This is a genomic window from Stenotrophomonas geniculata ATCC 19374 = JCM 13324, from assembly GCF_001431625.1.
Classification (GTDB): Bacteria; Pseudomonadota; Gammaproteobacteria; order Xanthomonadales; family Xanthomonadaceae; genus Stenotrophomonas; species Stenotrophomonas geniculata.
The window spans coordinates 13,851-38,409 of sequence record NZ_LLXT01000068.1 but is presented as its reverse complement, the minus strand read 5'-3'; the positions used below and the strand labels follow the sequence as shown (position 1 = coordinate 38,409).

The window sequence follows — 24,559 nt, the reverse complement described above, 5'->3', positions numbered from 1 at the left end:
GGCGCGGATTTTCTTCCTGAACGTGCGATGGCCGATGAAGTGGCGGACACGCGCATTTCACTTCCGGTTGCCAACCGCGGGAGGACACTGGTGCCATACCGGAACTCAGGAGATGGCCATGAAGACCTCGACCCGATTGCTTGTGCTGGGCACCCTGCTGGCGGCTTCGTCGGTGGCCGGCGCGCAGACCTATGGGCCGCGCGATGAGGGACGCAAATTCAATGACGGCAGCCGCGTGGTCTGCAAGAACGTGGAAGTGCAGCGTAATTCGCGCGATCCCAACCGCATCGCCGGTACCGCCACTGGCGCTGTGATTGGTGGCCTGCTGGGCAACCAGGTGGGCGGTGGCAACGGCAAGAAGCTGGCCACCGTGGCCGGTGCCGTAGCGGGCGGCGCTGCCGGCCGCCAGATCCAGGGCAACAGCCAGCAGAAGAACGGCGACCGCGTGGTCGAACGCCGCTGCGAACGCGTTTACCGCTGACCGATGATGCCAACAGCGTAATCCCCCTTCCGCAACGCAGTTCCTCGAACGCCGGCCCCATGCCGGCGTTCCTCGTTGTGGGCCCCGTATCGCCGGCCGCTGTGTCGTGCCTATACTGCGCCGACCTCCAAGGATGAATGCCCTGTGAACGAATTGCCCGTCGCAGAGTCGCACGTGCCGGTTGCCGAGCCCGGACCCGAGGCGAGCACGCGCTTCGGTCGGCTGCGTGAGCGTACCGATGAGTTGGAACTGTTCATTTCCGGCCTGCTGGCGTTCGCACTGTTGGCGGTGCCTGGCTACCTGTTCGATGCGTGGGCGCGCAGCAGCCTGCATACGGAAGGCATGTACTTCCAGGTGCTGTGGTTTGGTTTCAGCATCAGCGTGGGCATGTGTTACGTGCTGGCGGTAGCGCTGATCGCGCACCTGACCGTGCGCGGGTACTGGATAGGCCTGATCGGGCTGAAATCGCACTTTCCCAAGGGCATCGACTGGGAACGCCTGCCGCAGATGGGCCCGGTATCGCGCGCTTTCCTCAAGGCGCGCGACGGTGGCCTGGACGGCAGCATCGAACGCGCTGATCGTTTGGCCACCATGCTCTTCTCCACCACGCTGCTGGCGGTACAGACGCTGGCCGGCACCCTGGTGATGGCCGTGCTGACGTTGTGCGTGGCGATGGCGATCAGTGCGCTTGCCGGTGGTTCCGATCGTGTGGCCATGATCGTGGTCGGTACCGTGCTGGCCAGCCTGCTTGTACTCGCACTGGTTCCTGCACTGCTGGAGCGTGTCATTGCGCGCCGGCAGCGGCGCGACCAGCCCTATGACGGCGTGCAGCGGTGGCTGCAGCGCTTCCTGGCGGGCCTGCAACGGATTCCCCTGCTGCGCCTGATGCAGACCATGCAGTTGACCCTGCAGAGCAACCTGCGCTCGCGTTCGTTCATGGCGGTCTATCTGCTGGCGGTGATGGTGGCCATGGTGCTGGGCGGGGTGCAGGTGCTGGGTTCGGTGAAGTTCTCGCTGTTCAACCGCTACCAGGTGATGACCGACGAGGCCGTCGAACACGGCATGTTGAGCGCGCATTACGAATCGATGCGTTCGGCGCACGATCAGCTGCTGCCGTACCCGATGATCCCGTCGGACACTATCAGTGGTTCACGCCTGCGTGTGTTCATTCCACACCGCCCCCAGCGCGACAACCCGCTGGCGCGCCAGCACTGCACCGCCTTGCCCGCCGCACGCAATGAAGCGACTGGCGCAAAGGCTGCCAGCGCAGCGGTGGAGTGCCTGTCCCGGTTGTGGCGGGTGCAGCTGGATGGCACGCCGGTTGACCTGCACGCCTTCATGCCGATGGAGCGCCGCGATCTCGACATGCGTGGCCTGGTGGGCTATCTGCCCATGGCGACGCTGGCACCGGGTCGCCATGACCTGAGCCTGGTCTGGAATGCCGAAGGGGGCGAGCGCGGCCCGGAGCGACGCCGCGAGTACCGCATCCCGTTCTGGTACGCGCCCGACCCCTGAAAAGGGGGCGGAGGGGATTGAGCCGCATCCCCCGACCTTGCCGTTTACGACTCAATCCCCTTGGTCCCCTTTTTTTCGAGGAGGCGCCAGGCGGCGAGGCTGCCGTAGAGCAGCAGCAGGACGGTGAGAGTGATCAGTTCGTGGCCGACTTCAGCCAGGCGGGCGTCCATCTGGTTCAGGCGCACCATCAGGTTGATGCCCGAGGTGGTCGGCAGCAGCTGCGCCAGCCAGACCAGCGGTTGCGGCGTCATCACCGCCGGCCACGACAGGTTGGCCAGGAAAAACAGTGGGATCGAGGTGGCGATGATGTACTGGAAGGCGCGTTCGCGGGTGCGGAAGAAGCTGCCGACGAACAGGCCGAACGCCACCGTGGCGGCGATGAACAGCGTACCGCCCAACAACTGGCCCAGTGGATTGCCGCCGCGCGGATAGTCCTGCACCCACGCGGTGAAGCCGGCGTACCAGAACAGACCGAACAGGCCGATCAGGCTGAAGCCCAATGCCATGCCCGCCAGCGTTGGCAGGTCGAAGCGCAGGCGCCGGCCCAGCGCGAGTCGGCGGCCACCGAGCAGCACGCCGATGCCCATCAACAGGGTCTGGTGAACGATCAGCTCGGCCACGCCGGGCACGATGGCGCTGCCATAGCCTTCCTGCGTGTTGTACAGCGGGCGCTGCACCAGGGTGACCGGCGGTGCCTGCGGTGCGCCCATGAAGGCCGCCTGGCCGACTACCGCCTCACGCCCGAACGCGCCCAGTGCATCGGCCACGCTGCCCAGCACCCAGCTGGCACGGCCCAGGTAGGCGCCGTTGCCGAGCAGCACCAGCTTGGCCGGATGGCCGCGCAGGATGTCGCGTTCCAGGTTGGCCGGGATCAGTACGATGCCCTCGGCGTGGCCGGCTTCCAGCTGCTGGCGTGCACTGTCGATGTCTGCCGGTTGCCCGACCACGCGTGCAACGCGGAGTGCATCGAGCTTTCGCAGCAGCGCGCGGCTGGTCGCGCTGTGGTCTTCGTCCACCACCAGCACCGGCAGGTTGCCGGCCACCTGGTGGCGGTACGCGGCCGGGTAGAAGAACGAATACAGGATCACCGCGCCGACCATCACCACGATCGCGTAGCGGTCGCACAGGACCGCCATCAGGGTCTGCCGGAGGCTGCGCCAGAGTGCGCTCATGCGTCTGCCCCTGCCGGTTGTGCGGCTTCGGGCGTGCGCGCAAAGGCGATCAGGCGCAGGCCGCCGATGCCACCGGCCACCATCGTCATCAACAACAGCGTGGTCAGCGGCCATATCGAAACCTGCAGCGGCGAACCGATGAACTGCTGCTGGGTCTGCAGCTTGATGTAGGCGCTGAGTGGCAGCAACTGATGCCAGATACGGGTGAACAGGGGGCCATCCAGCACCGGGAAGGTGGCGCTGGAGAATGCCAGTGCGGTGCCGATGCTGAGGCCGACCGCGGACAGCGCGGTACCCATGTCGCGGGTGACGCCGACGAAGAACAACGCGTAGGCGGCCGTGGCCAGGTAGAACAGTGGCTGTGCGAGCAGCAGCACGAGCGCGCTGCCGGCCACACCATCGCCGCGCAGGCAGGCCAGGTACCCAATGCCGAGCGCGCCATACAACGAGAACAGCAGAGTGTACGGCGCGACCTTGCCGGCAATCGCCGACCACGGCGTGCGACCCAGCCAGGCGGGCAGGGTGCCGTCGCGGATCTCGCGGCCAAGGCTGCCGGCTACGGCCAGCGCCAGTACCAGCGACAGCACCGCCGGGAAGATCAGTGGCAGCAGGAACAGTTCGTAGCTGCGTGCCGGGTTGTACAGGATGTCCGACTGCACCGCGATCGGCGCCGCACGCAGCTTGCCCGGGCCGACCTGCAGGCCGATGCGCTCGCGCAGCAGGCGCGCGTTCCAGGCCGAGACGGCGTCGCCGATATCGCGCGCCGCCGACTGGCCGGTGGTCATGTAGGTGGCGTTGTAATAGGCGAACACCGTGCCCTGCCGTCCACGCAACGCCTGTCGGGTGACATCACGCGGCACCAGTACGATGGCGAACACATCCAGGCGGCGCAGCTGCGAACGGGCGTCTTCCATGTCCACGGGCTGGCTGGCGATGCGCACGCCCGGGCTGGCATCGAGCATGCGCAGCAGCAGGCGGCTGTCACTGCTGTGGTCGAGGTCGACCACAGCAATGGGGATATCGCGCATCACCGACGGCGTGAACATCCACGCCATCACCGCCAGCATCAGCAGGGGCAGCAGGGTCACCAGCAGCAGGTCGGCACGGTTGCCGCGCAGCGACTGCAGCTCGCGCCGCCACGAAGCGGCGAAGCCGTTGCGGTCGGGGCTCAGTGCTGGGGCCATGCGAACAGCACGCTCATGCCGGGGCGGAAGCCCTCGATGCGGCGTACCGGGCGCACCCGCACCTCGAAGCTGCGGATGTCGTAGCCGGACGACTGGCGGGTGGTGCGCCAGGTTGCATAGTCGCCGGCCGGATTGATGAAGTAGACCTCGAACTCACCGTCCTGGCCGAGTGCCGGCACGCTGCCCTGCAGCTTGCTGCCGACCTTCAGGCCCTGCATCTGCGATTCGCGCAGGTTCATCGCCACCCACATGCGATCGATGTCGACCAGGGTGAACACCGGGTAGCCGGCCGGCACCAGTTCGCCGGGGTCGGCCATGCGCTTGTTGATCTCGCCGGCCACCGGCGCGCGCCCTTCGACTTCGACACGCGCAGCGTTGACTTCGGCCACCGCGCCCTGTGCCTGCTGCACCTGGCCCTGCGCGGCGCGCTTGTCCTGCTCGCGTGCGCCGGCCAGCGCCATGTCGTACTGCGCACGGGCGGCACGGGCCAGTTCACGCGAACTGGTGGCCTGGGCATGCGCTTCATCGCGCTTCTGCCGGGTCATCACCCCTTCGTTGAACAGGTTCTGCACGCGCTGGTAGGTGGCCTCGGCCAGCGTCGCACCGGCTTCGGCGCGCTTCCAGTTCGCTTCGGCGGCGCGGATGTCCTCGCTGCGCGCGCCTTCGTCGGCCTTGTCGGCCACCGCCTGCGCGGCGGCCAATGCGCCATGCGCCTGCTGTTCCTTGGCGGCCACTTCGGGGCTGTCGAGCAGGAACAGCACCTGGCCGGGCTGTACACGGTCGCCCTCGCGCACCTTCAGTTCGGCCACGCGCGCGGTGATCTTGGCGGCCACGTTGATGGTGTCCGCATCGGCCATGCCCTGGATCTGGTCGGCCGGGCTGCGCCAGGCCAGCCACAGGCCGAGCACCACCACGATCAGCAGCACCACTATCAGGATCGGGCCCAAGCGGCGCTTGCCGGGGGGCGTTTTCGCTTCGTCGTGCAGCACATCACTCATGGTCGATCACCTCGTCCGCACGCCGCCGGAACTCTTCGAAACGGTCCATCTGTCCACTGACCTCCAGCAACTGTGCCAGCGCAATATCGTATTGGTAGGCGGCCTGCGCGCGCTCGACACGGGCACCGCCCAGGCCGAGCCGCGCGTCGATCACATCCAGTGACGTCGCCTGGCCTTCGCGGAACGCCAGCTCCTGCAGGCGCAGGTTTTCCTGTGCCTGGGCGATGCTGCTGTCGAGCAGTACAAACTGCTGCCGCGCGGTTTCCAGTTCGTTCCAGGCCTTGCGCACGCCCAGTGCGACCTGGTTTTCGGCCTCGCGCAGGCCGGCTTCGGCCTGCTCCTGCTGCGCGCGCGCAGCGCTGATCTGCGCAGGCCGCGAGTTCGGCGACAGGAAGGTGTACTTCAGGCCGATGCCGAACGCCCAGTCCGGATCGGTCAGCATCTCGTCGCGGCGGCGGAAGTCGTACTGGCCGAAGGCGAAGATCTGCGGCTTCAGCTTGGCCTGCTGCACGCGCACGCCCTGTTCGGCCTGCGCCACCATCGCCCGCAGGCGTGCGATCTGCGGCTGGCGCGCCTGCGCAGTGCGCTCGAAGCTGGCGACCGGTTCCAGCGGCACGCGCTGCACGAACAGCGGCGACACCGGCTGTACCTCGCCGCCACTGCGCAGGAGCGTGGACAGCGCGGCCTTCAGCGTGGCCAGATCGTTCACCGTCTTCTGGTACTCGCGTTCGGCCTTGTCGCGGGCCACGGTGGCCTGCAGGCGCTGCGCGCGGGTGGCGAAGCCCTCGCGTTCCAGCTTTTCCGCATCCGACAGGTGGCGGTTGAGGCCATCACGCACATCGCGGCGCACGTCCACCGCCTGCTCGGCCAGACGCTGGCCGAAATAGGCCTGGGCCAGCTGCACGGTCAGCGACTGGCGCTGTGCTTCGCGCTCGGCGCTGGCCTGTTCGTGGGCGGCGCTGGCGGCACGTTGCGCGGCCGGAATCACGCCGCCGGTGTACAACGGCAGCACCGCAGTGACCACGGGCCGGGTACGCCAGTCGCGTTCGGTGAATGACAGCGGCGAATCGATGCCATAGGCCTCAGCGACAGGCGCCAGCGAGCCCAGTGGCAGGGTGAGGGTCTTCTGGAACTGCAGGCGGCGCACTTCGCCGGTGATCTCCGGCAGGCGCAGCAGGCGGGTGGCGTCCTGCAGGTCCTGCTTGTTGCGCACCGCTGCATCAGCGGCCGCCAGTGCATCGGAGACCTGCTCCAGGCGTTGCCGCGCCTGTTCCCAGTCCAAGGCAGGTGCGTCGGTGTTGTTCTGCGCGGACGCAGCGAATGGCAGGCAGGTCGCCAGCGCCAGCGCCAGCGCGGGCTTCGCGCGGTGCATCCTTGTACGTCGGCCGATCACGCCCATGCCGTCCCAGTGGTGAAGAAGTGCGCAAACGGTAGTGCGCGCGGCGTGAAGCCCGGGTCTGCGGTCATCGGATTGTCCTCAACGAAGGGTGCCGCTGGCCGCAGTGCGCAGCGCCTGGGTGATGTGCTGCAGCGTGCTTGAACGCACGGCGGCATGCTGCCAGTACAGCGGCACATCGAGCCAGCGGCGGGGTTCCAGTACCACCACGCGGCCGGCGCGCACGGCGGGTGCGACCAGCGTTTCCGGGGCCATGCCCCAGCCGAGTCCGCACGCGGCGGCTTCGACGAAACCGGTGGAGGAGGGCAGGTAGTGTAGCGGTGGCTGCAGCCGCGCGCGGGTCAGGCGTCGCACGAAGCGCCATTGCAGTTCATCCTTGCGGTTGAACACCAACATGGGGGCGTGCGCCAGGGCCGCGGCCTGCATGCCGTCACTGAAGTACTGGCGGGCGAAGCCGGGCGAGGCGATGGCGTGGTAGCGCATCGCGCCGAGCGGATGTACGTTGCAGCCCTTCACCGGCTGGCCTTCGGCGGTCACTGCACCCAGCACACTGCCGTCGCGCAGCAGCTGCAGGGTGTGGTCCTGATCGTCCATGCGCAGGTCGAACAGGTAGCCATGGCGTTGGTGCAGGTCGGCGATGGCCGGCACGAACCAGGTATCGAGCGAGTCGTCGTTGACCGCCAAGGGGATCGGCGTACGTGCGGCGTCGCTGCCGCGTTCGGGCAGCAGTTCGGCCACTGCCTCGGCCTCCAGTGCCTGCATCGGCCGGACGCGGCGCAGCAGTGCCTCACCGGCGGCGGTGGGCCGGCACGGTGCCTGGCGCACCACCAGCACCTGGCCAAGCCGGTCCTCCAGGGCCTTGATCCGCTGCGACAGTGCCGACGGACTGATCGACAGCCGGCGCGCCGCAGCCTCGAAGCTGCCTTCTTCCAGCACTGCGGCAAATGCGGACAGTTGCGGATGTACCAGGTCCACCAGCACCTCTTCAGTATTTCTGCACAGGATAAAGAATAATCAGTTTGTCTTAACGTGTCCGTTGGCCGCACCCTGCGCGTCCCCCCGCTGCCTGGCCTGTCCTGATGTGGATCGCCGCTACCGCCGCCGGCCTGTTCGCAGGTGCCGGCCTGATCATCGCCATCGGCGCGCAGAACGCCTTCGTGCTGCGCCAGGGCCTGCAGCAGCGTCATGTGGGGAGGGTGGTGCTGGCCTGCGCCGGTGCGGACATCGCGCTGATACTGGCCGGTGTCGGCGGCATGGGGGCGCTGGTGCTGCAGTGGCCGCTGCTGCTGCAGGTGCTGCGTTTCGGTGGTGCGGCCTTCCTGCTCTGGTATGGCCTGCAGGCGGGATTGCGCGCGTGGCGCGGTGGCAGTGCGCTGGCCGCCGCCGAGGCGCAGGGCGGCAGTGGGCGCCAGGTGCTGCTGACCTGCCTGGCCTTCACCCTGCTCAACCCGCACGTCTATCTGGATACGGTGGTACTGCTGGGCAGTCTGTCCACGCGCTACCCGGGCGATCTGCGCTGGGCCTTTGCCGCCGGTGCGTGCGTGGCCAGCGTGGCCTGGTTCTGTTCTCTTGGTTATGGCGCGCGCCTGTTGCAGCCGGTGTTCCGCAGACCGGGCGCCTGGCGGATGCTGGACGCCGGCGTGGCGGTTTTCATGTTCTGCCTGGCCACGCTGCTGCTGTTGCGTCCTTTATCGCCATGAGTGCGTGACGCACGCCGGTGTTGCGTATGTGTTCCACCGATACGGTTCACGTGGCCGGATACAGCGCGGATAATGCGCGCCTGGTCGCGACCCCGCCGCGCATGCCGTTGTTCGGCAGCCCCCCGGTCGCCTGTGTTCTCGTTGTACGACCGCCACGGTGCGGCATCGGTGTTGCATGAAAGACAATCTACAGCTGCTCCTGTCCCACCTGGGGCGCACCTCCCTGTTCGGCCTGATGATGGCGCTTCCGCCTGCGTTGGCCTGGCTCGACATCCATTGGCTGGGCAATGCCGTCGGCGAGTGGTCGCTGGTCGAACTGACCCAGGAAGGCTTCCTGGTCGCCAGCGTGGCTGCCTTCGTCCGGCTTGCGTTGCGGCGTGCCGATGATCGGGCCTTTGCCGTGCTGGCGGCAGCGCTGTTCGCCTGCATGCTCCTGCGTGAGATGGATGAGGCGCTGGACCTGATCGCACACGGCTTCTGGAAGTATCCGGTGGGTGTGCTGATCATCGGCTCACTGGCCTGGGCCAGCCGCGACTGGCGCCGGGCCATGCAGGCGCTGGTGCGTTTTCTCGTATCCCGGCCGGGTACCGTGATGACGATTGGTCTGGTCCTGCTGCTGTTCTATTCGCGCCTGATCGGCATGACGTCGTTGTGGACCGGACTGTTGGGTGATCAGTACATCCGTGTGTTCAAGAACACCATCGAGGAGACCACCGAGCTCCTTGGTTACACCTTCATTCTCGCAGCCAGCGTCGGCTATGTGGCACATCGGGTGCGCGAGCCGCTGACGGCGCGCAAGCGCACCGTGCACGAGGACGCCGGGATGCAGCAACGGCCACTCTAGGCGCCATCCACCGCGCATAACGGCGTCTCGCCGGGGCGCAGGGTCAGTACGCGCACGCCGCTGCGGGTGACTGCCACGGTGTGTTCGAACTGCGCCGACAGCTTGCCGTCGCGCGTGTAGACCGGCCATGCGTCCGGCTGCTGGCGGATGGCCGGCTTGCCCTGATTGAGCATCGGCTCGATGGTGAACACCATGCCTTCTTCCAGCACCATGCCGGTGTGGGGATGGCCGTAGTGCAGGATCTGCGGTTCCTCGTGCATTTCCTGGCCGATGCCATGGCCGCAGTATTCCTTCACTACGCTGTAGCCGTGGCTGCGCGCGTGGCGGGCGATGGCGTGGCCGATGTCGCCCAGGCGTGCGCCGGGGCGCACCGCGGCGATGCCTTTCCACATCGCCTGGTAGGTGGTCTGCACCAGCCGGCGCGCGGCGTAGTCGACCTCACCGACCAGGTAGGTGGTGCTGGAGTCGGCGATGTAGCCGTTCTTCTCCAGGGTGATGTCGAGGTTGACGATCTGACCGTTGCGCAGCACGTCGGTGGTGCTGGGAACGCCGTGGCAGATCACGTTGTCGATCGAAGTGTTGAGCACATACGGGAAGCCGTACTGGCCCTTGCTGGCCGGCCGCGCCTGCAGCTCATCGACGATCATGCGCTCGACGAACTCGTTGATCTCCATCGTGCTGCGACCCTGCAGCGGCAGTTGGTCGAGCGCGGCGAACACCTGCGCAAGCAGGCGCCCCGATTCGGCCATCAGCGCGATCTCGTCGGGGCGCTTGATGATGCCCATCGGCTCAGACCTGGCCCGGGGGCAGCAACGGTGGCTGCACGCCGGCCGCGCGCAGCTCGCTGGCGACGATGTCCTGGAAACTCAGCGTAGGGTTCAGCTCGCACAGCATGCCGACCCGGATCCAGAAGTTGGCCTGGGCGTTGATCGAACGGCTGGAGACGGTGCAGGCACGGCGCAGCTGGTCGTGCAGGGTGTCATCGATGTTGACGATGCCCATGGGCGGTCCTGGAGGGTTAAATATACGAAGCGTATATGTTTCGTATATTCATCTCAACCCGGCGTCGTTCAGTCCACGCGTGTGGCGAAGCGCAACCGGTTGTCGTCCGGGTCGCGCAGCAGCATTTCGCGGCTGCCCCATTCGGTGTCATGCGGGGGCTGCTCGATCGGCACGTTGGCCGCGCTGAAGGCGCGGTGCAGGCTGTCAACATCGTCGACGATGAAGTACACCGCGCCGCCGACCTCGCAGTCGCCGCTGTGTTCGGTGAGGAAGATCGTCTGGCCGTCGCGGGTGAGCTGGGCGAACAGCGGGAAGCCGGGTTCGAAGCGATGTTCCCAGTCGACCACGAAACCCAGCCCCTGCACGTAGAACGGCAGGGTGGTGTCGGCATGGCGCATGCGCAGTTGCGGGATGACGGTCTGGGGCATGGCGAGGGCTCCGAGGTGGGAACCCAGTGTAGAGCCGAGCCATGCTCGGCTGCTGTTCGCGGTGCCCGCAGTCGAGCATGGCTTGACTCTACAGAAGGCGCCAGCCGAGCGTGGGCTCGGCTCTACCCGGCTCTGGTAGTTGCCAACCTTGGTTGGCATTGCCGGACAGTGGTCAGCAGGCCGTCGGCACGGCGGCCATTGCCGCCAGCAGTTCGCGGTTCACCTGCTGGTGCCGGGCCTGCCAGGCAGGAAGATCATCGGCGCTGACGTCCGGCTGGCCATCCAGCGACGACAGCCAGCGCTTGAAGCGGCTCTGGTAGTTGGCCAACGACACTTCGCCGGTGATGTCACTGCCGACCAGGCCGCCGGCGCGCAGTGCTTCGATCACCACCAGCGCGTGTTCCAGCTGGAAGCGGCCCTGGTCCCAGTTGCTGCGGGCCACGTCTCCGGCGAACACGTCCTTGTCGATCGACAGATAGGTCGGCTGCGGCGACTTGGCCTGCTCGGCGGCGAACGTGGCGACCAGGGCTTCGGGGTGCTCGAAGCGGCGGAAGGCGTGGCCCATGCCGAGGCGATGGCCCCAGCCGACATCCACGTCCATGCACCAGTAGGTCAGGCGACCGCCCATCAGCGGACGCCAGTGGTTCTCCCAGGCATGGCCGAGGCCGATGTCGCTGGAGGTGATGCCGAGCACGTGGATGTGCGAGATCTGCGGCAGCTTGCTGGCGGCGTTGACCCACGACCCGCAATGCATGCCGAACGGGAATCGCATGTTGTCCGGATGGTTGTCCAGCACCACCAGCTGGAACGGCGCCTGCGCGCGCATGCGGCGCAGCAGCGGCAGGCTGAGGTGATGGAAGTCACCACTGCCGAGCATCACTGTGCCGAGCAGGGCCGGCAGCGGCGCAAGCACCTCGGTGCTGAAGCGATCCAGGGCGCCGTTGCTGCAGGCGAATCGCAGCGTGTCGTGCCACTGCGGCAGGGCCAGGGTCTGCGCCTGGGGCAGTGGCAGCACGCCACCGTCCAGGTCCAGGATCAGCGGGGAACGCACCAGCATCGCTCAGCCGCCTCCATCAGGTTCGCCCTGCAGGTACGGGGCCAGCCGGCGCAGGGCGGCACGCAGCAGCGGGGAACGGGCATGGATCGCGTGCCGGGTGGAGGTGAAGCGGGCCCCCAGCTCGGCCTTGATCCGCGAGTCGGTCCAGCCAGCCACGTAGTGGCTCAGGCCGTGCTGCAGGGCGTACTCGAGGTTGTGCATCCAGCTGACCGCGTACAGGTTGTGCTCGCGCGACTGCGGGTAAGCCAGGCCGATGTACTTGTCCACCAGCTTGCCGGCATGCACGTAGCACAGGTTCCAGCCGATCAGCTGGCCCTGGTGGCGGTACAGGAACATCCGTCCCTGGCCCTGGCTGTCGGCCAGCAGATGCTGGAAGTAGGGCAGGCCGAGCTGGTCGAAGTGCACCGCGCTCTGCGCATACACACCCAGGTACAGCGCATGCAGTTCGGCCTGCAGCCGTGGGTCGGCCAGGGCCGGATCACCGGTGGCGATGCAGTCGATCTGCAGGTCGTCGCGCGAGCGCAGCTTGCGCCGGATGTTCTTGCGGCGCGAGGACGACAGGCGGCCGAGATAGCCGTCGATCGAATCGAAATCGATCGCCACCCAGGCCAGCGGCATGCCTTCCAGTTCAACGAAGCCGCGCGCCAGCAATGCCTGCAGGAAGGCAGCACTGTGCGCGTTGGCCGCATCGTCCAGCAGTGGTGAATCGATCGCCAGGTCCTTGACCACCAGCAGCCGGGTATCGCCGATCGCGTGACGCGTCACGTCCTCGGCCAGCGCCTCCGGCGCGACGTGTGCCGGCAGCGGGGTGTACTCGGTGCTGGTGGCACCGACGAAGCGGGTCTTCCAGGTGATCCACGGCCGCCACAGGCGCGACAGCGGGAGGCCGAGCAGCCTGCCGCGCAGTTCGTCATCCATCGTCGTGGTCAGGTCCAGCGGTGCACGGAAGGACGGCAGGCCGCTGGGAAGGCGGCCTGCCTCGAATCCGAGCGGCGGGTGGGCCAGGAAGCCCTCCAGCAGCGCGGCCGGTTCCAGCGCGGTGCTGGATGCGCGTGACGTCATCTCCATCGGCACGGGAACCGGCAGCGCATCGACCTCAGCCCTTGGCCTTGGTCAGCGCCTGGTCGAGCAGGATGATCGCCAGGTCGATTTCTTCGTAGCTGATGTCCAGAGACGGCGCAAAGGTGATCACGTTCTTGTACCAGCCACCCACGTCGAGCACGAGGCCCATGCGCTTGCCGTCGTGCAGCAGGTCACCGGCCAGGCCGATGTCGACCATGCGGTCCAGCAGTTCCTTGTTCGGGGTGTAGCCGTCGGCCTGGCAGATTTCCGCGCGCAGGGCCAGGCCCAGGCCGTCGACGTCGCCGATTTCCGGGTGGCGCTTCTGCAGGCCACGCAGGCCGTCGAGGAAGTACGCGCCCTTCTCCGGCACGGTGCGCTCGTAGTCCATTTCCTTGCCCAGCTTCAGCACTTCCAGGCCCAGGCGGGTGCCCAGCGGGTTGGAGTTGAAGGTGGAATGGGTGGAGCCCGGCGGGAACACGGTCGGGTTGATCAGCTCTTCGCGAGCCCACAGGCCCGACAGCGGGTTCAGGCCGTTGGTCAGCGCCTTGCCGAACACCAGCACGTCCGGGGTGACACCGAAGTGCTCGATCGACCACAGCTTGCCGGTGCGCCAGAAGCCCATCTGGATTTCATCGACGACCATCAGGATGCCGTACTTGTCCAGCACGCGCTTGAGGCCGGTGAAGAAGTTGCGCGGCGGAATGACGTAGCCGCCGGTGCCCTGGATCGGCTCAACGTAGAACGCGGCGTACTCGGCCTGGCCGACCTTGGGATCCCACACGCCGTTGTACTCGCTTTCGAACAGACGCTCGAACTGCCACACGCAGTGGTCGGAATACTCGTCCGGGGTCATGCCCTTCGGGCGACGGAAGGGGTACGGGAACGGGATGAACATCGCACGCTCGCCGAAGTGGCCGTAGCGGCGGCGGTAGCGGTAGCTGGAGGTGATCGAAGACGCACCCAGGGTGCGGCCGTGGTAGCCGCCTTCGAAGGCGAACATCAGGCTCTTGCCGCCGCGCGCGTTGCGCACGATCTTCAGCGAGTCTTCAATGGCCTGCGCGCCGCCGACGTTGAAGTGCACGCGGCCGTCGAGGCCGAACTTCTCGTGCATGTCCACGGCAATGGTCTTGGCCAGCTGCACGCGGGTCGGGTGCAGGTACTGGCTGGCGACCTGCGGCAGGGTGTCGATCTGGTCCTTCAGCGCGTCGTTCAGGCGCTTGTTGCTGTAGCCGAAGTTGCAGGCCGAGTACCACATCTGCAGGTCGAGGTAGGGCACGCCCGCACCGTCGAACATGTAGCTGCCTTCGCCGCGCTGGAAGATCTTCGGCGGGTCGACGTAGTGGACGGTGTCGCCGAAGGAGCTGTAGCGGGCTTCGTCGGCCAGCAGCTGCGCGTCGGAGGCAGCGGCGTCGGCGTTCTTGTCAAAAATGTTCATGCAGTTCGGTTCCGTGAAGGACGTTCGAAAGAGGTGGCGGGGGCGTGCTCAGGCGGTGGCCAACAGCAGGGGCAGTGCGGTGGGCTGTGGGCTGGCGTCGATGCGGCGTGGCTGCAGCAGGCTGCCATCGAGCAGACGCGGCAACAGCGCGATTGCATCGTGGAAGGTAGCGATGGCGGCATGCCCGATGCCGGCATTGGCGCAATGGGTGATCAGGCGGCGCTTGGCGAACACGAAGTCGGCATCTTCGGATACGCAGAAATCCGAGCTGCCGTCACCGATCATCAGCACGCGCGGTGCTTCGTTGGCGCGCGCCTGCGCGGCGCAGGTGCATTTGCAGGTGCCACTGCGGCAGCCTTCGGCCTGGTAGGGCGATTCCAGTTCCCAGTGGTCCCCGCACCAGCGCAGGTGGTTGGCCACCACCGGCAGTCGCGACAGGCCATGGTTGGCGAGGATGCGGTGGATCGCATAATCCAGGCCGTCGCTGACGATGCGCAGCGGCACGCCCAGCTGCTCGGCGCGGGCGACGAAGGCGACGAAGCCCGGATCGATCTGCACCTGGTCCAGGTGCGCATCGAGCGTGGCCGGGTCCAGCTTCAGCAGCCGCACCTGGCCCTGCATGCATTCACGCGAGCCGATCTTTCCAGCCTTCCATTGGTCTTCCAGTTCCTGCCAGCCCGGCTGGCCGTACTTTTCCAGCAGCGAGTCGATGACATCTTCGAGGCTGATGGTGCCATCGAAGTCACACAGGATGCTCCAGTGCATGGGCAGGTCCGTCGATGAAAGAAACGCCCGGCCCGATGCCGGGGCAGAATCAATGTAGGCAGGCCGCCTTTCTCGTTCCTTTCCTGTTGAAAGGCTTCATTGACGGGCTGGGAAAGCGTTCAGGAAGGTGCATGGATGAATGCGTGAGGTGCAGTCCATCCGTGCGTCTTGAAGTCACGCGCGGGCCAGCACCTGCAGTATTTCGGCCGTCTCTTCACGGGTCTGCCAGGCGCTGTTGCCAAGGGTCAGCATGCGTGCGGCGAAGTCGCGTGCGTTGGGCATGTCGTCCTGCGGCACGATGCCGCGCAGGTACGCGTAGTCGGGCAGGGCATGGATGAACATGCGGCTGGCGCCGAGCCCGCGTGGCCACAGGTCTTTCAATACGGCATCGCGGGCGCGCTGGCTGGGCAGCAGCAGCATCAGCATCGGCCAGGTGCCACCGCTACCGGCAAGGCCGTCGACCACCTCAACGGCTGGCAGCTGTGCCAGCTGCACGCGCAGCTGCAATGCACGCAGGCGCCCTGCCTGCAGGAAGGCCGGCAGGCGCCGCGCGGCACGGGCACCGATGTTCTGCCGCCACTGGCTGACCCGGTGCTGCGGAATCTGCAGCGGGAAAATGTCACCGACCGCTTCTTCCAGGTCGCCACGCTGCAACGCACTGCGCAGCGGATTGCCGTACACCAACGACAGCAGCGATGGCCGATAGCAAGCGGCCAGGCCAAGCAGCTGCAGACTGCGCAGCAGTTCCCAGCGCAGGCTGGAACGCACCTGTTCGGCGGCATGTCCGGCCAGCGCGGCACGCAGCTCGTCATCGCGGCTGACCAGCAGGCCGCCTTCGTGCAGGCTCAGGCCCTTGCCGGCGGCCAGGCTGAAGAATCCGATATCGCCACGCAGGCCGACACTGCTGCTGCCGACCCGTGCACCGAGCGCCTGCGCGGCATCCTCGATCACCCAGGCGCCAGCGCCGCGCGCAACCTCGCAGGCCAGCTCGACATCGGCGATGCGCCCGCCCAGGTGGGTGGGCAGGATTGCCAGCGTGCGTGCGTCGGCCAGGCGCTTGAGCTGGCCGGGGTCGAAGTCGAAATGGCCTTGGCGGGTATCGCACAGCTGCACGCGCAGGCCCAGGCTGTGCACCGCGATCGGCACCAGCGGGCAGGTATAGGCCGGCAGGATCACGGTGTCGCGCTTGGGCGCACGCTTGCGCAGCGTACGCAGTGCGATCAGCAGCGCGTGTGTGCCGGAACAGGTCAACTGCAGCGGCGGTGTGCCGAGCTGGCTGGCCAGGATCGCGCGCAGGTCGCCACCACCGGGCAGGAAATCGCTGGCCTGCATCGGCAGGCCAGCCGTCGGTGGCAGTTCGCGCGCGAACAGGCTCATCGCAGGGGGCTCACGCGGCGCTTTCGGCGGGGCTGTGCGGGTCGTCGGCTTCCGCGCGGCCGAGGCAGACGATGCCGGCCACGATCAACACCGCACCGAGCAGATGGTGCAGCGTCAGCGGCTCGTTCAACAGCCACGCCGACAGCAGCAGCACGCTGATCACTTCCAGGTGCGAGGCGGCGAATGCGGGGCCGATCGGCGCATGCCGCAGCAGGCTCATCCAGGTGAAGAACGCACCCACGTAGCCGAGGATGGCGCCGTACACCCACGGCTGCGACAGCACGCGCAGCAGCCACGCAGTGTTGGCCTCGACCGGCAGCGCGGCATCGCCGGCGTACTTGAAGCACAGCTGGGCCAGCGTGTCGAAGGACATCAGCAGCGGGAAGCCGATGACATACAGGCGCCTCATGAGCCGGCCCCCACCACCGCCACGCCCGCCGTGACCAGCAACATGCCGGTCACCCGCAGCGGCGTGAGTTTCTCGCGGAACAGGAAACGGCCGGCGATCATCAGCGCGACGATGTTGATCGAGCCGAGCAGCACGCCCTTGGACAACGGCACCAGCGACAGGAACGCGATCCAGGCGACAAACTCAAGCACGTAGCAGGCGATGCCGATCCACAGCCAGGGGCGGCTGAGCATGTGTTTCCAGCGTTGCAGTCCTTCGCCTTCCTGCGGATCGCTGGCGGCGGCCTTGAAGGCGAGCTGGCCACCGGTATCGAGTACCACATTGGCCAGCCACAGCAGCGTGGCAAGTGCCCCCATTTCAGGCCACCGCCTTGAGCACGCCCGTGCGTTCACCGATCTCGGTGAAAAAGCGCGCGCTGCGGCGGATCACGTCGCGGCGTTCGCGGTCGATGGTGATCATGTGGTAGCTGTCTTCCAGCACCACCAGTTCCTTCGGACCGCTGACCCGCGACATCACCAGCTCGGCGTTGCCCATGCTGGCCACGTCGTCTTCGCGGGCGTGCATCACCAGGCACGGTGCGGTGACCTGGTGCAGATGGCGTCGGGTCCAGTTGCTCAACGCACGCATCTCGGCCAGCGCATGCCAGGGGTTGCCCGGTAGGCCGGCGGCGGCGCTGTCGCCGGACAGCATGGCGGCGCTCACCTGCGCACGCAGGCGCTCGTCACGCAGGCCGTACGGCGGTTCTTCCATGAACATGCGGTCGCGGCCGATGTTGAAGCGCTTGAACCACGGCAGCAGGAACGAGAAGCGGGCTACGGCGGGAATGTTCCAGCCGTCGTAACGGAACGTGGCGCCGTACACGCCGACCCCGGACACCCATTCCGGGCGCCGGGCAGCCAGGGCCAGCGACAGCACCGCGCCCATCGACAGGCCGCCGACGAACAGCTGGTCAACCTTGCCGCGCAGGGTTGCCGCCGCATCTTCCACGCCCTGGTACCACTGTTCCCAGGTGGTCGCCAGCAGGTCATCCACGGTGCCGCAGTGGCCGGGCAGCTGCACGCCGTGCACGGTGAAACCGGCGTTGTTCAGCCCTTTGCCCAGCATGCGCATTTCCGCCGGGGTGCCGGTCAGGCCATGGACCAGCAGCACGCCCTGTGGGCCACCGGGGAGGAAGAAGTCGTGCGATTCGGTCACCTGGCGGCTCCGGGACGGCAGTGGGGATGGCAGGATCGCAAGCGCGATTTTCGCCAGCCTTTCAGCGCCCCGGGCCGGGTCAGGGCGCCTTCAGCAGCGGCAGCGTGATGGCGACCTTCAATCCGCCACCGGGGCGGTTCAGGAAGCTCAGGCGGCCGCCGAAGTGCTCCACCGCCTCATGCGCGATGGCCAGGCCGAGGCCGGTGCCGCTGGCAGCGGTGCCCGGCGCCCGGAAGAAGCGCTCGCCCAGCCGTGGCATCACGTCGTCGGGCACGCCGGGACCGTTGTCTTCCACATACAGTTCGACATCATTGTCGTCCAGCGCATGCACGCCCACCGTGACCGTCGCATTGCGGCCGGCATAACGAAGGGCGTTGTCGATCAGGTTGTCCAGCGCCTCCTGCAGCATGGCGCCGTTGCCGAGCACACGCAGCGGATGGGGGCTGCCGCGGTAGCCCAGATCGATGCCATCACGGATCGCTTCCGGTACCCGCATGCCGACCCACTGCGGTACCAGAACGCCCAGATCCAATGCCTCGACCGTTTCCGGCACGGTCTGTGCCCGGCTCAGCGCCAGCAGCTGGGTGCTGACCCGTGCCGTGCGCTGGTTGAGCCGGCGGATGTGCTGCAGTGCCTCGCGCACCGTGTCCGGGTCGCCGTGCGCCAGCGCCTGGTCCACGTGCAGTGCCATGCCCGCCAATGGGGAGCGCAGCTGGTGCGCGGCATCAGCGATGAAGCGGTTCTGCAGGGTGATCATTTCCGCCTGGCGCGCGAACAGATCGTCGATGGTGCTGATCAGCGGCTGGATCTCTTCCGGTACGTCGGCATCGGAGATCGGCGCCAGTTCGCCGCGGCGCTGCGCCAGGCGGGTCCTCAGCGGGGTCAGGATGCGCAGGCCGTACGTCACGCCGAACCAGACCAGCGCCGCGGTACCCAGCGCCAGCATGGTCATCAGCGGGATGATGATCATCAGGATCTCGCGCGCACGCTGCCGGCGGTCGGCCATGCTCTCGGCCACGGTCACCGCCAGCTGGTCCTGCGGATCGTTCATCGCCTGCGTGCAGACGGTGGCCATGCGCACCTGCTGGCCATTGAGGTTGCCGTCGTACAGCGCCGGATGCACGCCGGTGCAGTCCTGCGAAGGGGCATACGGGCTGAAGTCTGCATTGCCACTGAGCGTACCCATGCGGCTGCTGTCGACGTTGAAATAGCGATGGCCGTCGGGGTCGTACTCGATCAGGAAGCGCGCCTGCGGAGACAGGTCGCTGGTCACCGGCATGGTACTCAGCATCTGCGCGAACGAATGCGTGTCGTCGATCAGGTTGCGGTCGTGGATGCGGTTGGAATAGTCCAGCGCAACGTAATAGGCCAGAATCGTGTTGAAGGTGAGCAGGCCCAGCATCGGCAACGCCAGGAAGGCGAGCAGGCGCCGGCGCAGGCTGGGCGGTCCACTGATCACGGGGTGCCGTCGTCCTGCGCGTCTTCCAGCATGTAGCCCAGCCCGCGCACGGTGCGGATGCCCATGCCGCCGGGCTGCAACTTCCGGCGCAGGCGGTGCAGGGCGATGTCCAGGCCGTTGTCGGTGAGGTCCTGGCCCCAGTCGCACAGCGCTTCCACCAGTTGCGCGCGCGACACGATGCGCTCGGCGCGTACCGCCAGTGCCGACAGCAGGCCGAACTCGCGCGCGGTCAGTTCCAGCGACTGGTCGTCGATCCACACCCGATGCCCGGCCAGGTCGATGCGCAGGCGGCCGATGCGCAGGTCCGGGTTGCCATTGCTGGTGACCCGGCGCAGCTGCGCACGCACGCGCGCTTCGAATTCGTCCAGTGCGAACGGCTTGACCAGGTAGTCATCGGCGCCAAGGTCGAGCACGCGCACGCGCTCGGCCAGGCCATCGCGGGCGGTCACCACCAGCACCGCCAGGCCATCGCCGCGCTGGCGCAGGCGTTGCAGAACGTCGCGGCCATCCAGCTGCGGCAGGCCCAGGTCCAGCACCAGCAGCGCGTACTGGGTCGAGCCCAGCGCGGCGTCGGCGTGCGCGCCGTTGTCGACGTGGTCGACCACATGGCCCTGCCGGCGCAGCGAGGCGCACAGGCCGGAGGCGATATCCGGGTCGTCTTCAGCAATCAGAACGCGCATGCGCGGGGGCTCCTGTAACGGTCTGGCCCGCCGGATGGACGGGGTGGGCCTCTCTCGGCTGCCGAGGGTAGCCGCAAACCGGGTGAAGGTGGAGCGCGCCGGCGCCGTCGGTCGCGCTCGCGCTTTCCGGCCATTCAGTCCTGCAGGCCCGGCTCGCCCTGCGCCAGCGGCACCCGCGAACCGTCCAGCAGGCCACGGCTGAGTTTGCCATCTTCGATGAACAGCAGTTCGCCGTTCTCGCCGTTCTTGATGCTGCTGTCGATGGCGATCACGCGGTCGCCATGGAAGCTGCTGACGTGCGGCATCGAAGTGTGGCCGACCACGATGCGCGCGAGCTGCAGGCGGTCGAGCACCTTCTGCACCCCTGCGGTGTCGAGGCGGCCATCGAAGTAGCCGCGGTACCAGATCGGGCTGGTCTTGCCGTCATACAGCGGTGCGGTGTCCGGGTCGGCCTTCACTTCGGCCTTGGGCAGGCCGAGCGAGGCCTGGTAGGCCGCATTGGTGCGCGCCGGGTCCAGCGCCAGCTGTACTGCTTCGGGCGAAATTCCGCCGTGCAGGAACAGGGTGTCGCCGATCTTCAGCAGCACCGGGCGGGTGCGCAGCCACTGGCCGATCACCGAGTCGGCGCCATACAGCTGCGGGTAGCTGCGCCCCAGCAGCTGGGCACTGCGCAGGTACTTCGGGTTGACGTAGCGCAGGTCGTCGTACAGCACCATGGTCTCGTGGTTGCCAAGCACGAAGTGCATCGCGCCACCGGCGGCAGCCGCCTGTTGCTGCAGGCCGTAAAGCAGCCAGAACGCTTCGGTCACCTGTGGGCCACGGTCGAACACATCGCCGGCGATGACCAGGGTGTCCTTGCCCAGCGCCCAGCTGTCCTGTGCGTCGATGACCCGGTTGGCGCGCAGCAGGCGCACCAGCAGCCCATATTGGCCGTGGATGTCGGACAGCGCGACGATGCGAGGTACCGCCGGCAGTACGGAGACCAATGGTGCCGCCGGCGGCGGCACGTGCACGCTGTGGGCGTAGCCACACTGCGGGCTGAAATCGGTGCCGCTGGCAGTGGCGGGCAGGGTGCGCATCTGTACCTGGTCGCCACAGATCCACTTCGCGCGCAGCTGGTCGCCCACGCGGAACACATACGGGCCATCGGCATCCACGTGCTCGGCAGGTGTGGCCACCTCGCGGGCCTGCAGCAGCGGCGTGCCCAGCAGCAGGGCCAGTGGCAGCAGCAGGCGGGCAGGGCGGGACAGGGCACGGTGCAGCATGGGCTGTTTCCTTGGCGGGCAATTAATAAGGGCGGGCCCGAAGGCCCGCCCCTGATGCTACGCCGTTGCACGCCCCGACAGCATGCGCCGAAGGTGGGGGTCACTGTGCCAATCGTGCTGGTTGCGAGTCACCGAGTGAGGTCTTCCCGCAGTGAGCTTCTCTCAGCAGCAAGCTTGAGCAGACCGGAGATCTTCTCCAGCTTTCCGGCGAATATCATCACCATTGCCGAGCCAATCAACATGCCCAAGCTACAGCAGGTGATGATCAGTTTTGCACCATCAACCCACTCCAGAGCCTGGTTTCCTGAGCCGACGCTCAGCAGATTGATGACCAACGCGCTGATGGTACTGGCACCTGAGGCCAGCCCGGCACGTCGGGAGAGAAACTTTGCCTCCTGATCGATGAGCTTGGAGTGCCGGTCCAGTTCTTCTGCCTCGCAACGAGAAAGATCTTCGACGAAAGCAGAGTCAAGTTCGACATTCACATCAATCCGACCGGCCATGTCGCTCCAGCCGTTCAACACCAGCTGGGCAACCTGGATGACTTGAACAACAGCAAAGACCGCGCCCAGCAGAATGATCACCGCTGCCATAGGAAGCGCAAGCGACCTGCCTGATTCCAGTGACAGCAAGCCAGCTTCCACCAGCTGTATGCACCCAACACAGAGCAGGAAAAGCAAGACCATTCCGGCGACCACATAGTTCTCTGTCCTACTGAAAGGTGCTGCCACCTTCGGGCGCTTGATGCGCGCCAACATGGAGCTGATGCGAGGGACTGCTGGCTTATGATCCTGTTCTGTCATGAAGGATGTGCTGAGTGGATGAAGCAGAATCATCCACCAGCGCAGTCGCAGATTCTGAGAATCTCCATTCGTTGAACAAAAAAGAGCGGGCCCGAAGGCCCGCCTCTGATGCTGCGCCGTTGCTCAGAACTTCGCGCGCAGGTTGAACAGCACGCGGCGCGGCTCACCCCAATAGCCGGAGTTGAAGAAGCCGACGTTGCGGTAGTAGACCTTGTCGAACAGGTTGGTGACGGTCACGCCGACGCTCAGGTTGTCGTTGATGCGGTAGCGGCCCATCAGGTCGAACAGCACGTAGCCGCCCTGGCTCATCTTGCCGGTGGCGGTAACCGGGGTGCCGTTGGCATTGAAGCGACCGGTGGGAATGGGCTGCATCTGGTAGATCTCGCTCTGCACGCTCACGCCGCCGCCCAGCGTCCACTGGCCATGGGTCCAGGTGGTGTTGAAGCGGGCCAGGTGCATCGGGCTGGTGCTGGCGAAGCGGCTGCCATCGGGGTTGCTGCTGTAGCTGTAGGTGTAGCCGCCGGTCATGCTCCAGTGGTCGTTGATCGAACCGGAGACTTCGAATTCACCGCCCTGGGTGGTGATGCCGCGGCTGGCGATGTACGGCGAACTGCCATCGGGCAGCTTGATCTCGCCGCCGTTGGGGTCCAGCTCGGCCACGTTGTCCTGCTTCATGTAGAAGCCGTTCAACGCCGCGTACAGGCGGCCGCCGAAGAAGTCGGCCTTCAGGCCGTACTCGTAGTTGCCACCGGTGGTGGGGTCCAGCAGCTGGTTGTTGATATCGCGCCGGGCGGTGGCCTGGAACACGTCCGAATAGCTGGCAAAGGCGGTGATGCTGCTGCTCAGGTCGTACAGCACACCCACGTACGGGGTCAGCTCATGGGCGCTGGTGCGCGCGCTGCGGCTGGTGAACACGCCGTCGGTGTTGTAGCTGTCGGTGGTGGTGCGGTAATCGGAATAGCGCGCGCCGGCGATGATCTTCAGCGGGTCGATCGGGTTCAGGCGCACCGCGGCGTAGTAGCCGGTCTCGGTGGTGTTCACCGTATTCGACGGAATGCCGTAGTTGAAGGTGGTCGGCTTGCCGATGTTGCCGTCCCAGCTGAAGATGCTGGGGAAGGCAGCCACGTCGTACGGGCGCGAGGTGATGCCGGCGCGGATGGTGTCCAGGTCGCGGTCGTAGTGGTTGATGCCCATCACCAGCTCGTGCGAACGGCCGAACAGCTGGAACGGACCGGAGGCGTACAGGTCGAAGGCATCTTCGCGGGTTTCCGACACCGAATAGGTATCGGCAATGCGCAGGCCCAGACCGGTGACCGGGTCGGCCCAGTTACCGGTGTTGGAACCGGCCAGCAGCAGCGAATCGGTGTCGGTGGCGCGATGGTTGTAGGCCAGGCGGCCACTCCAGCCGGCGCCGAACTGCTGTTCCAGGGTGGCGAAGTAGTTGGTGCTTTCGCGGTTCCATTCGTTCCAGCGCGCTGCGGCGCTGTAGGAACGTGGCATGTGCGCGCGCCTGCCATCGCGGAAGTACAGCGGCGAGGCGCTCCAGGCGCCGCCGTCGGAACCGGTCTTCAGGTAATCGATGCCCGCGCGCAGACGGGTGCTGTCGGTCAGGTCGGCTTCGATCACCCCGTACAGGCTGGGGGATTTGTCATGCTGGAAGCGCACCCAGCTTTCCTTGTCGGTGTAGGCGCCGACGAAGCGCCCGCGTACGCGGCCACTCTTGCTGAGCGGGCCGGACACATCCACTTCGGCGCGCTTGTAATCCCACGAGCCGGCGCTGAGGCTGGTGCTGGCCTGGAAGGTTTCGGTCGGGCGCTTGCGCACCATGTTCACCGTGGCCGACGGGTTGCCCGAGCCGGTGACCAGGCCGCTGGCGCCGCGCACTACTTCAATGCGCTCGTAGATGGACGTGTCGCTGAGGATCGAGTTGCCGCCGGCGCCGGTGGTGTAGTTGGTGGGAATGCCATCGAACATGAAGTTGTTGATGGCAAAGCCCCGCGCGTTGAACAGCGTGCGGTTGCTGTCATACGACTGAATGGTGACGCCCGGCGTCTGCTGCAGCACCTCAGAAATCGTGATGAGGTTGAAATCCTCGATGCGCTGGCGGGTGAACACGGTCAGCGACTGCGGCGTTTCGCGCAGGGTCAGCGGCAGCTTGGTGGCGGTGTTGGTGCCATAGACCTGGTAGCCCTCTGTGCGCTGGGTCACCATCACCCGGTCCAGTTCGGTGGTGGTCGGCACGGTTTCCTGGGCGAACGCCGGAGCGGCGGCACAGGCGAGTGACAAGGCGAGGGCGTTCCGGCGCAGGGCGCCAGAGTGCGTGTGCTTCATGG

The 24,559-nt window shown here is 66.7% G+C and carries 25 protein-coding genes; 4 read left to right on the top strand and 21 right to left on the bottom strand.

Going from position 1 to position 24,559, the window contains the following annotated elements; all coding sequences use genetic code 11:
* Positions 1–112 precede the first annotated feature (112 nt).
* Positions 113–481: a glycine zipper 2TM domain-containing protein gene (locus tag ARC63_RS03695; RefSeq protein WP_005415760.1), complete on the top strand. Its 369-nt coding sequence runs from the start codon at positions 113–115 to the stop codon at positions 479–481.
* 144 nt (positions 482–625) lie between these two features.
* Positions 626–1,996 (top strand): hypothetical protein, encoded by a 1,371-nt coding sequence (locus tag ARC63_RS03690; protein ID WP_043396641.1) that lies wholly within the window; start codon positions 626–628, stop codon positions 1,994–1,996.
* A 44-nt stretch (positions 1,997–2,040) separates the two neighbouring features.
* Here the strand turns inward: ARC63_RS03690 and ARC63_RS03685 are convergent, their stop codons facing one another.
* From ARC63_RS03685 to ARC63_RS03665, 5 genes are all read right to left on the bottom strand, one after another.
* Positions 2,041–3,168: an ABC transporter permease gene (locus tag ARC63_RS03685; protein WP_049455632.1), complete on the bottom strand. Its 1,128-nt coding sequence runs from the start codon at positions 3,166–3,168 to the stop codon at positions 2,041–2,043.
* On the bottom strand, positions 3,165–4,352 hold the full coding sequence (locus ARC63_RS03680; protein ID WP_057502540.1) for an ABC transporter permease: 1,188 nt from the start codon (positions 4,350–4,352) through the stop codon (positions 3,165–3,167). Before ARC63_RS03680 ends, ARC63_RS03685 begins: the two co-directional genes overlap by 4 nt.
* Positions 4,337–5,350 carry an HlyD family secretion protein gene (locus ARC63_RS03675; RefSeq protein ID WP_057502539.1) on the bottom strand — a complete coding sequence of 338 codons (1,014 nt, stop codon included), beginning with the start codon at positions 5,348–5,350 and terminating at the stop codon, positions 4,337–4,339. The genes ARC63_RS03680 and ARC63_RS03675 overlap by 16 nt, the downstream gene beginning before the upstream one ends.
* Entirely contained in the window at positions 5,343–6,749 is a 1,407-nt protein-coding gene (locus ARC63_RS03670) for a TolC family protein (RefSeq protein WP_057502538.1), read from the bottom strand. Before ARC63_RS03670 ends, ARC63_RS03675 begins: the two co-directional genes overlap by 8 nt.
* Before the next feature lie 78 nt (positions 6,750–6,827).
* Entirely contained in the window at positions 6,828–7,721 is an 894-nt protein-coding gene (locus ARC63_RS03665) for a LysR family transcriptional regulator ArgP (RefSeq protein ID WP_010483208.1), read from the bottom strand.
* 104 nt (positions 7,722–7,825) lie between these two features.
* On the opposite strand from ARC63_RS03665, the gene ARC63_RS03660 reads away from it, so the two are divergent.
* Both ARC63_RS03660 and ARC63_RS03655 read left to right on the top strand, forming a co-directional pair.
* Complete coding sequence (locus ARC63_RS03660; RefSeq protein WP_019337575.1) at positions 7,826–8,446, top strand: LysE/ArgO family amino acid transporter; 621 nt, start codon at positions 7,826–7,828, stop codon at positions 8,444–8,446.
* Positions 8,447–8,621: 175 nt separating this feature from the next.
* Positions 8,622–9,290: a hypothetical protein gene (locus tag ARC63_RS03655; RefSeq protein WP_010483204.1), complete on the top strand. Its 669-nt coding sequence runs from the start codon at positions 8,622–8,624 to the stop codon at positions 9,288–9,290.
* On the opposite strand, the gene map is transcribed toward ARC63_RS03655, so the two are convergent.
* From map to ARC63_RS03575, 16 genes are all read right to left on the bottom strand, one after another.
* Complete coding sequence (map, locus tag ARC63_RS03650) at positions 9,287–10,069, bottom strand: type I methionyl aminopeptidase (RefSeq protein ID WP_231298572.1); 783 nt, start codon at positions 10,067–10,069, stop codon at positions 9,287–9,289. The two genes, ARC63_RS03655 and map, sit on opposite strands and share 4 nt — an antisense overlap.
* Before the next feature lie 10 nt (positions 10,070–10,079).
* Positions 10,080–10,292: a ParD-like family protein gene (locus ARC63_RS03645; protein ID WP_005412680.1), complete on the bottom strand. Its 213-nt coding sequence runs from the start codon at positions 10,290–10,292 to the stop codon at positions 10,080–10,082.
* Between the two features lie 68 nt (positions 10,293–10,360).
* The gene (locus tag ARC63_RS03640) at positions 10,361–10,720 is read right to left on the bottom strand and encodes a bleomycin resistance protein (protein WP_010483197.1); all 360 of its coding nucleotides are present in this window, start codon (positions 10,718–10,720) and stop codon (positions 10,361–10,363) included.
* 172 nt (positions 10,721–10,892) lie between these two features.
* Positions 10,893–11,777 carry an arginase family protein gene (locus ARC63_RS03635; RefSeq protein WP_057502536.1) on the bottom strand — a complete coding sequence of 295 codons (885 nt, stop codon included), beginning with the start codon at positions 11,775–11,777 and terminating at the stop codon, positions 10,893–10,895.
* A 3-nt stretch (positions 11,778–11,780) separates the two neighbouring features.
* Entirely contained in the window at positions 11,781–12,845 is a 1,065-nt protein-coding gene (locus ARC63_RS03630; RefSeq protein ID WP_049455637.1) for a GNAT family N-acetyltransferase, read from the bottom strand.
* Positions 12,846–12,873: 28 nt separating this feature from the next.
* Positions 12,874–14,274, bottom strand: coding sequence for an aspartate aminotransferase family protein (locus ARC63_RS03625; RefSeq protein ID WP_057502535.1), 1,401 nt, complete (start codon positions 14,272–14,274; stop codon positions 12,874–12,876).
* A gap of 48 nt (positions 14,275–14,322) precedes the next feature.
* Entirely contained in the window at positions 14,323–15,039 is a 717-nt protein-coding gene (locus ARC63_RS03620; protein WP_049455638.1) for an MtnX-like HAD-IB family phosphatase, read from the bottom strand.
* A 174-nt stretch (positions 15,040–15,213) separates the two neighbouring features.
* On the bottom strand, positions 15,214–16,416 hold the full coding sequence (locus ARC63_RS03615; RefSeq protein WP_057502534.1) for a DegT/DnrJ/EryC1/StrS family aminotransferase: 1,203 nt from the start codon (positions 16,414–16,416) through the stop codon (positions 15,214–15,216).
* A gap of 10 nt (positions 16,417–16,426) precedes the next feature.
* Positions 16,427–16,825 (bottom strand): DMT family transporter, encoded by a 399-nt coding sequence (locus tag ARC63_RS03610; protein WP_010483185.1) that lies wholly within the window; start codon positions 16,823–16,825, stop codon positions 16,427–16,429.
* Positions 16,822–17,181 (bottom strand): EamA family transporter, encoded by a 360-nt coding sequence (locus ARC63_RS03605; RefSeq protein ID WP_012479558.1) that lies wholly within the window; start codon positions 17,179–17,181, stop codon positions 16,822–16,824. Before ARC63_RS03605 ends, ARC63_RS03610 begins: the two co-directional genes overlap by 4 nt.
* 1 nt (position 17,182) lies before the next feature.
* Positions 17,183–18,019 (bottom strand): alpha/beta hydrolase, encoded by an 837-nt coding sequence (locus ARC63_RS03600; RefSeq protein ID WP_019337582.1) that lies wholly within the window; start codon positions 18,017–18,019, stop codon positions 17,183–17,185.
* Between the two features lie 79 nt (positions 18,020–18,098).
* Positions 18,099–19,478 (bottom strand): sensor histidine kinase, encoded by a 1,380-nt coding sequence (locus ARC63_RS03595; protein WP_010483178.1) that lies wholly within the window; start codon positions 19,476–19,478, stop codon positions 18,099–18,101.
* A complete protein-coding gene (locus ARC63_RS03590) occupies positions 19,475–20,158 on the bottom strand; it encodes a response regulator (RefSeq protein WP_019337583.1) in 684 nt (227 codons plus the stop codon). Before ARC63_RS03590 ends, ARC63_RS03595 begins: the two co-directional genes overlap by 4 nt.
* A 134-nt stretch (positions 20,159–20,292) precedes the next feature.
* A complete protein-coding gene (locus ARC63_RS03585) occupies positions 20,293–21,423 on the bottom strand; it encodes a metallophosphoesterase (RefSeq protein ID WP_057502533.1) in 1,131 nt (376 codons plus the stop codon).
* A 128-nt stretch (positions 21,424–21,551) separates the two neighbouring features.
* Positions 21,552–22,181 carry a hypothetical protein gene (locus ARC63_RS03580; protein ID WP_057502532.1) on the bottom strand — a complete coding sequence of 210 codons (630 nt, stop codon included), beginning with the start codon at positions 22,179–22,181 and terminating at the stop codon, positions 21,552–21,554.
* Between the two features lie 168 nt (positions 22,182–22,349).
* Positions 22,350–24,557, bottom strand: a complete 2,208-nt coding sequence (locus tag ARC63_RS03575; RefSeq protein WP_057502531.1) for a TonB-dependent siderophore receptor — start codon at positions 24,555–24,557, stop codon at positions 22,350–22,352.
* Positions 24,558–24,559 lie beyond the last annotated feature (2 nt).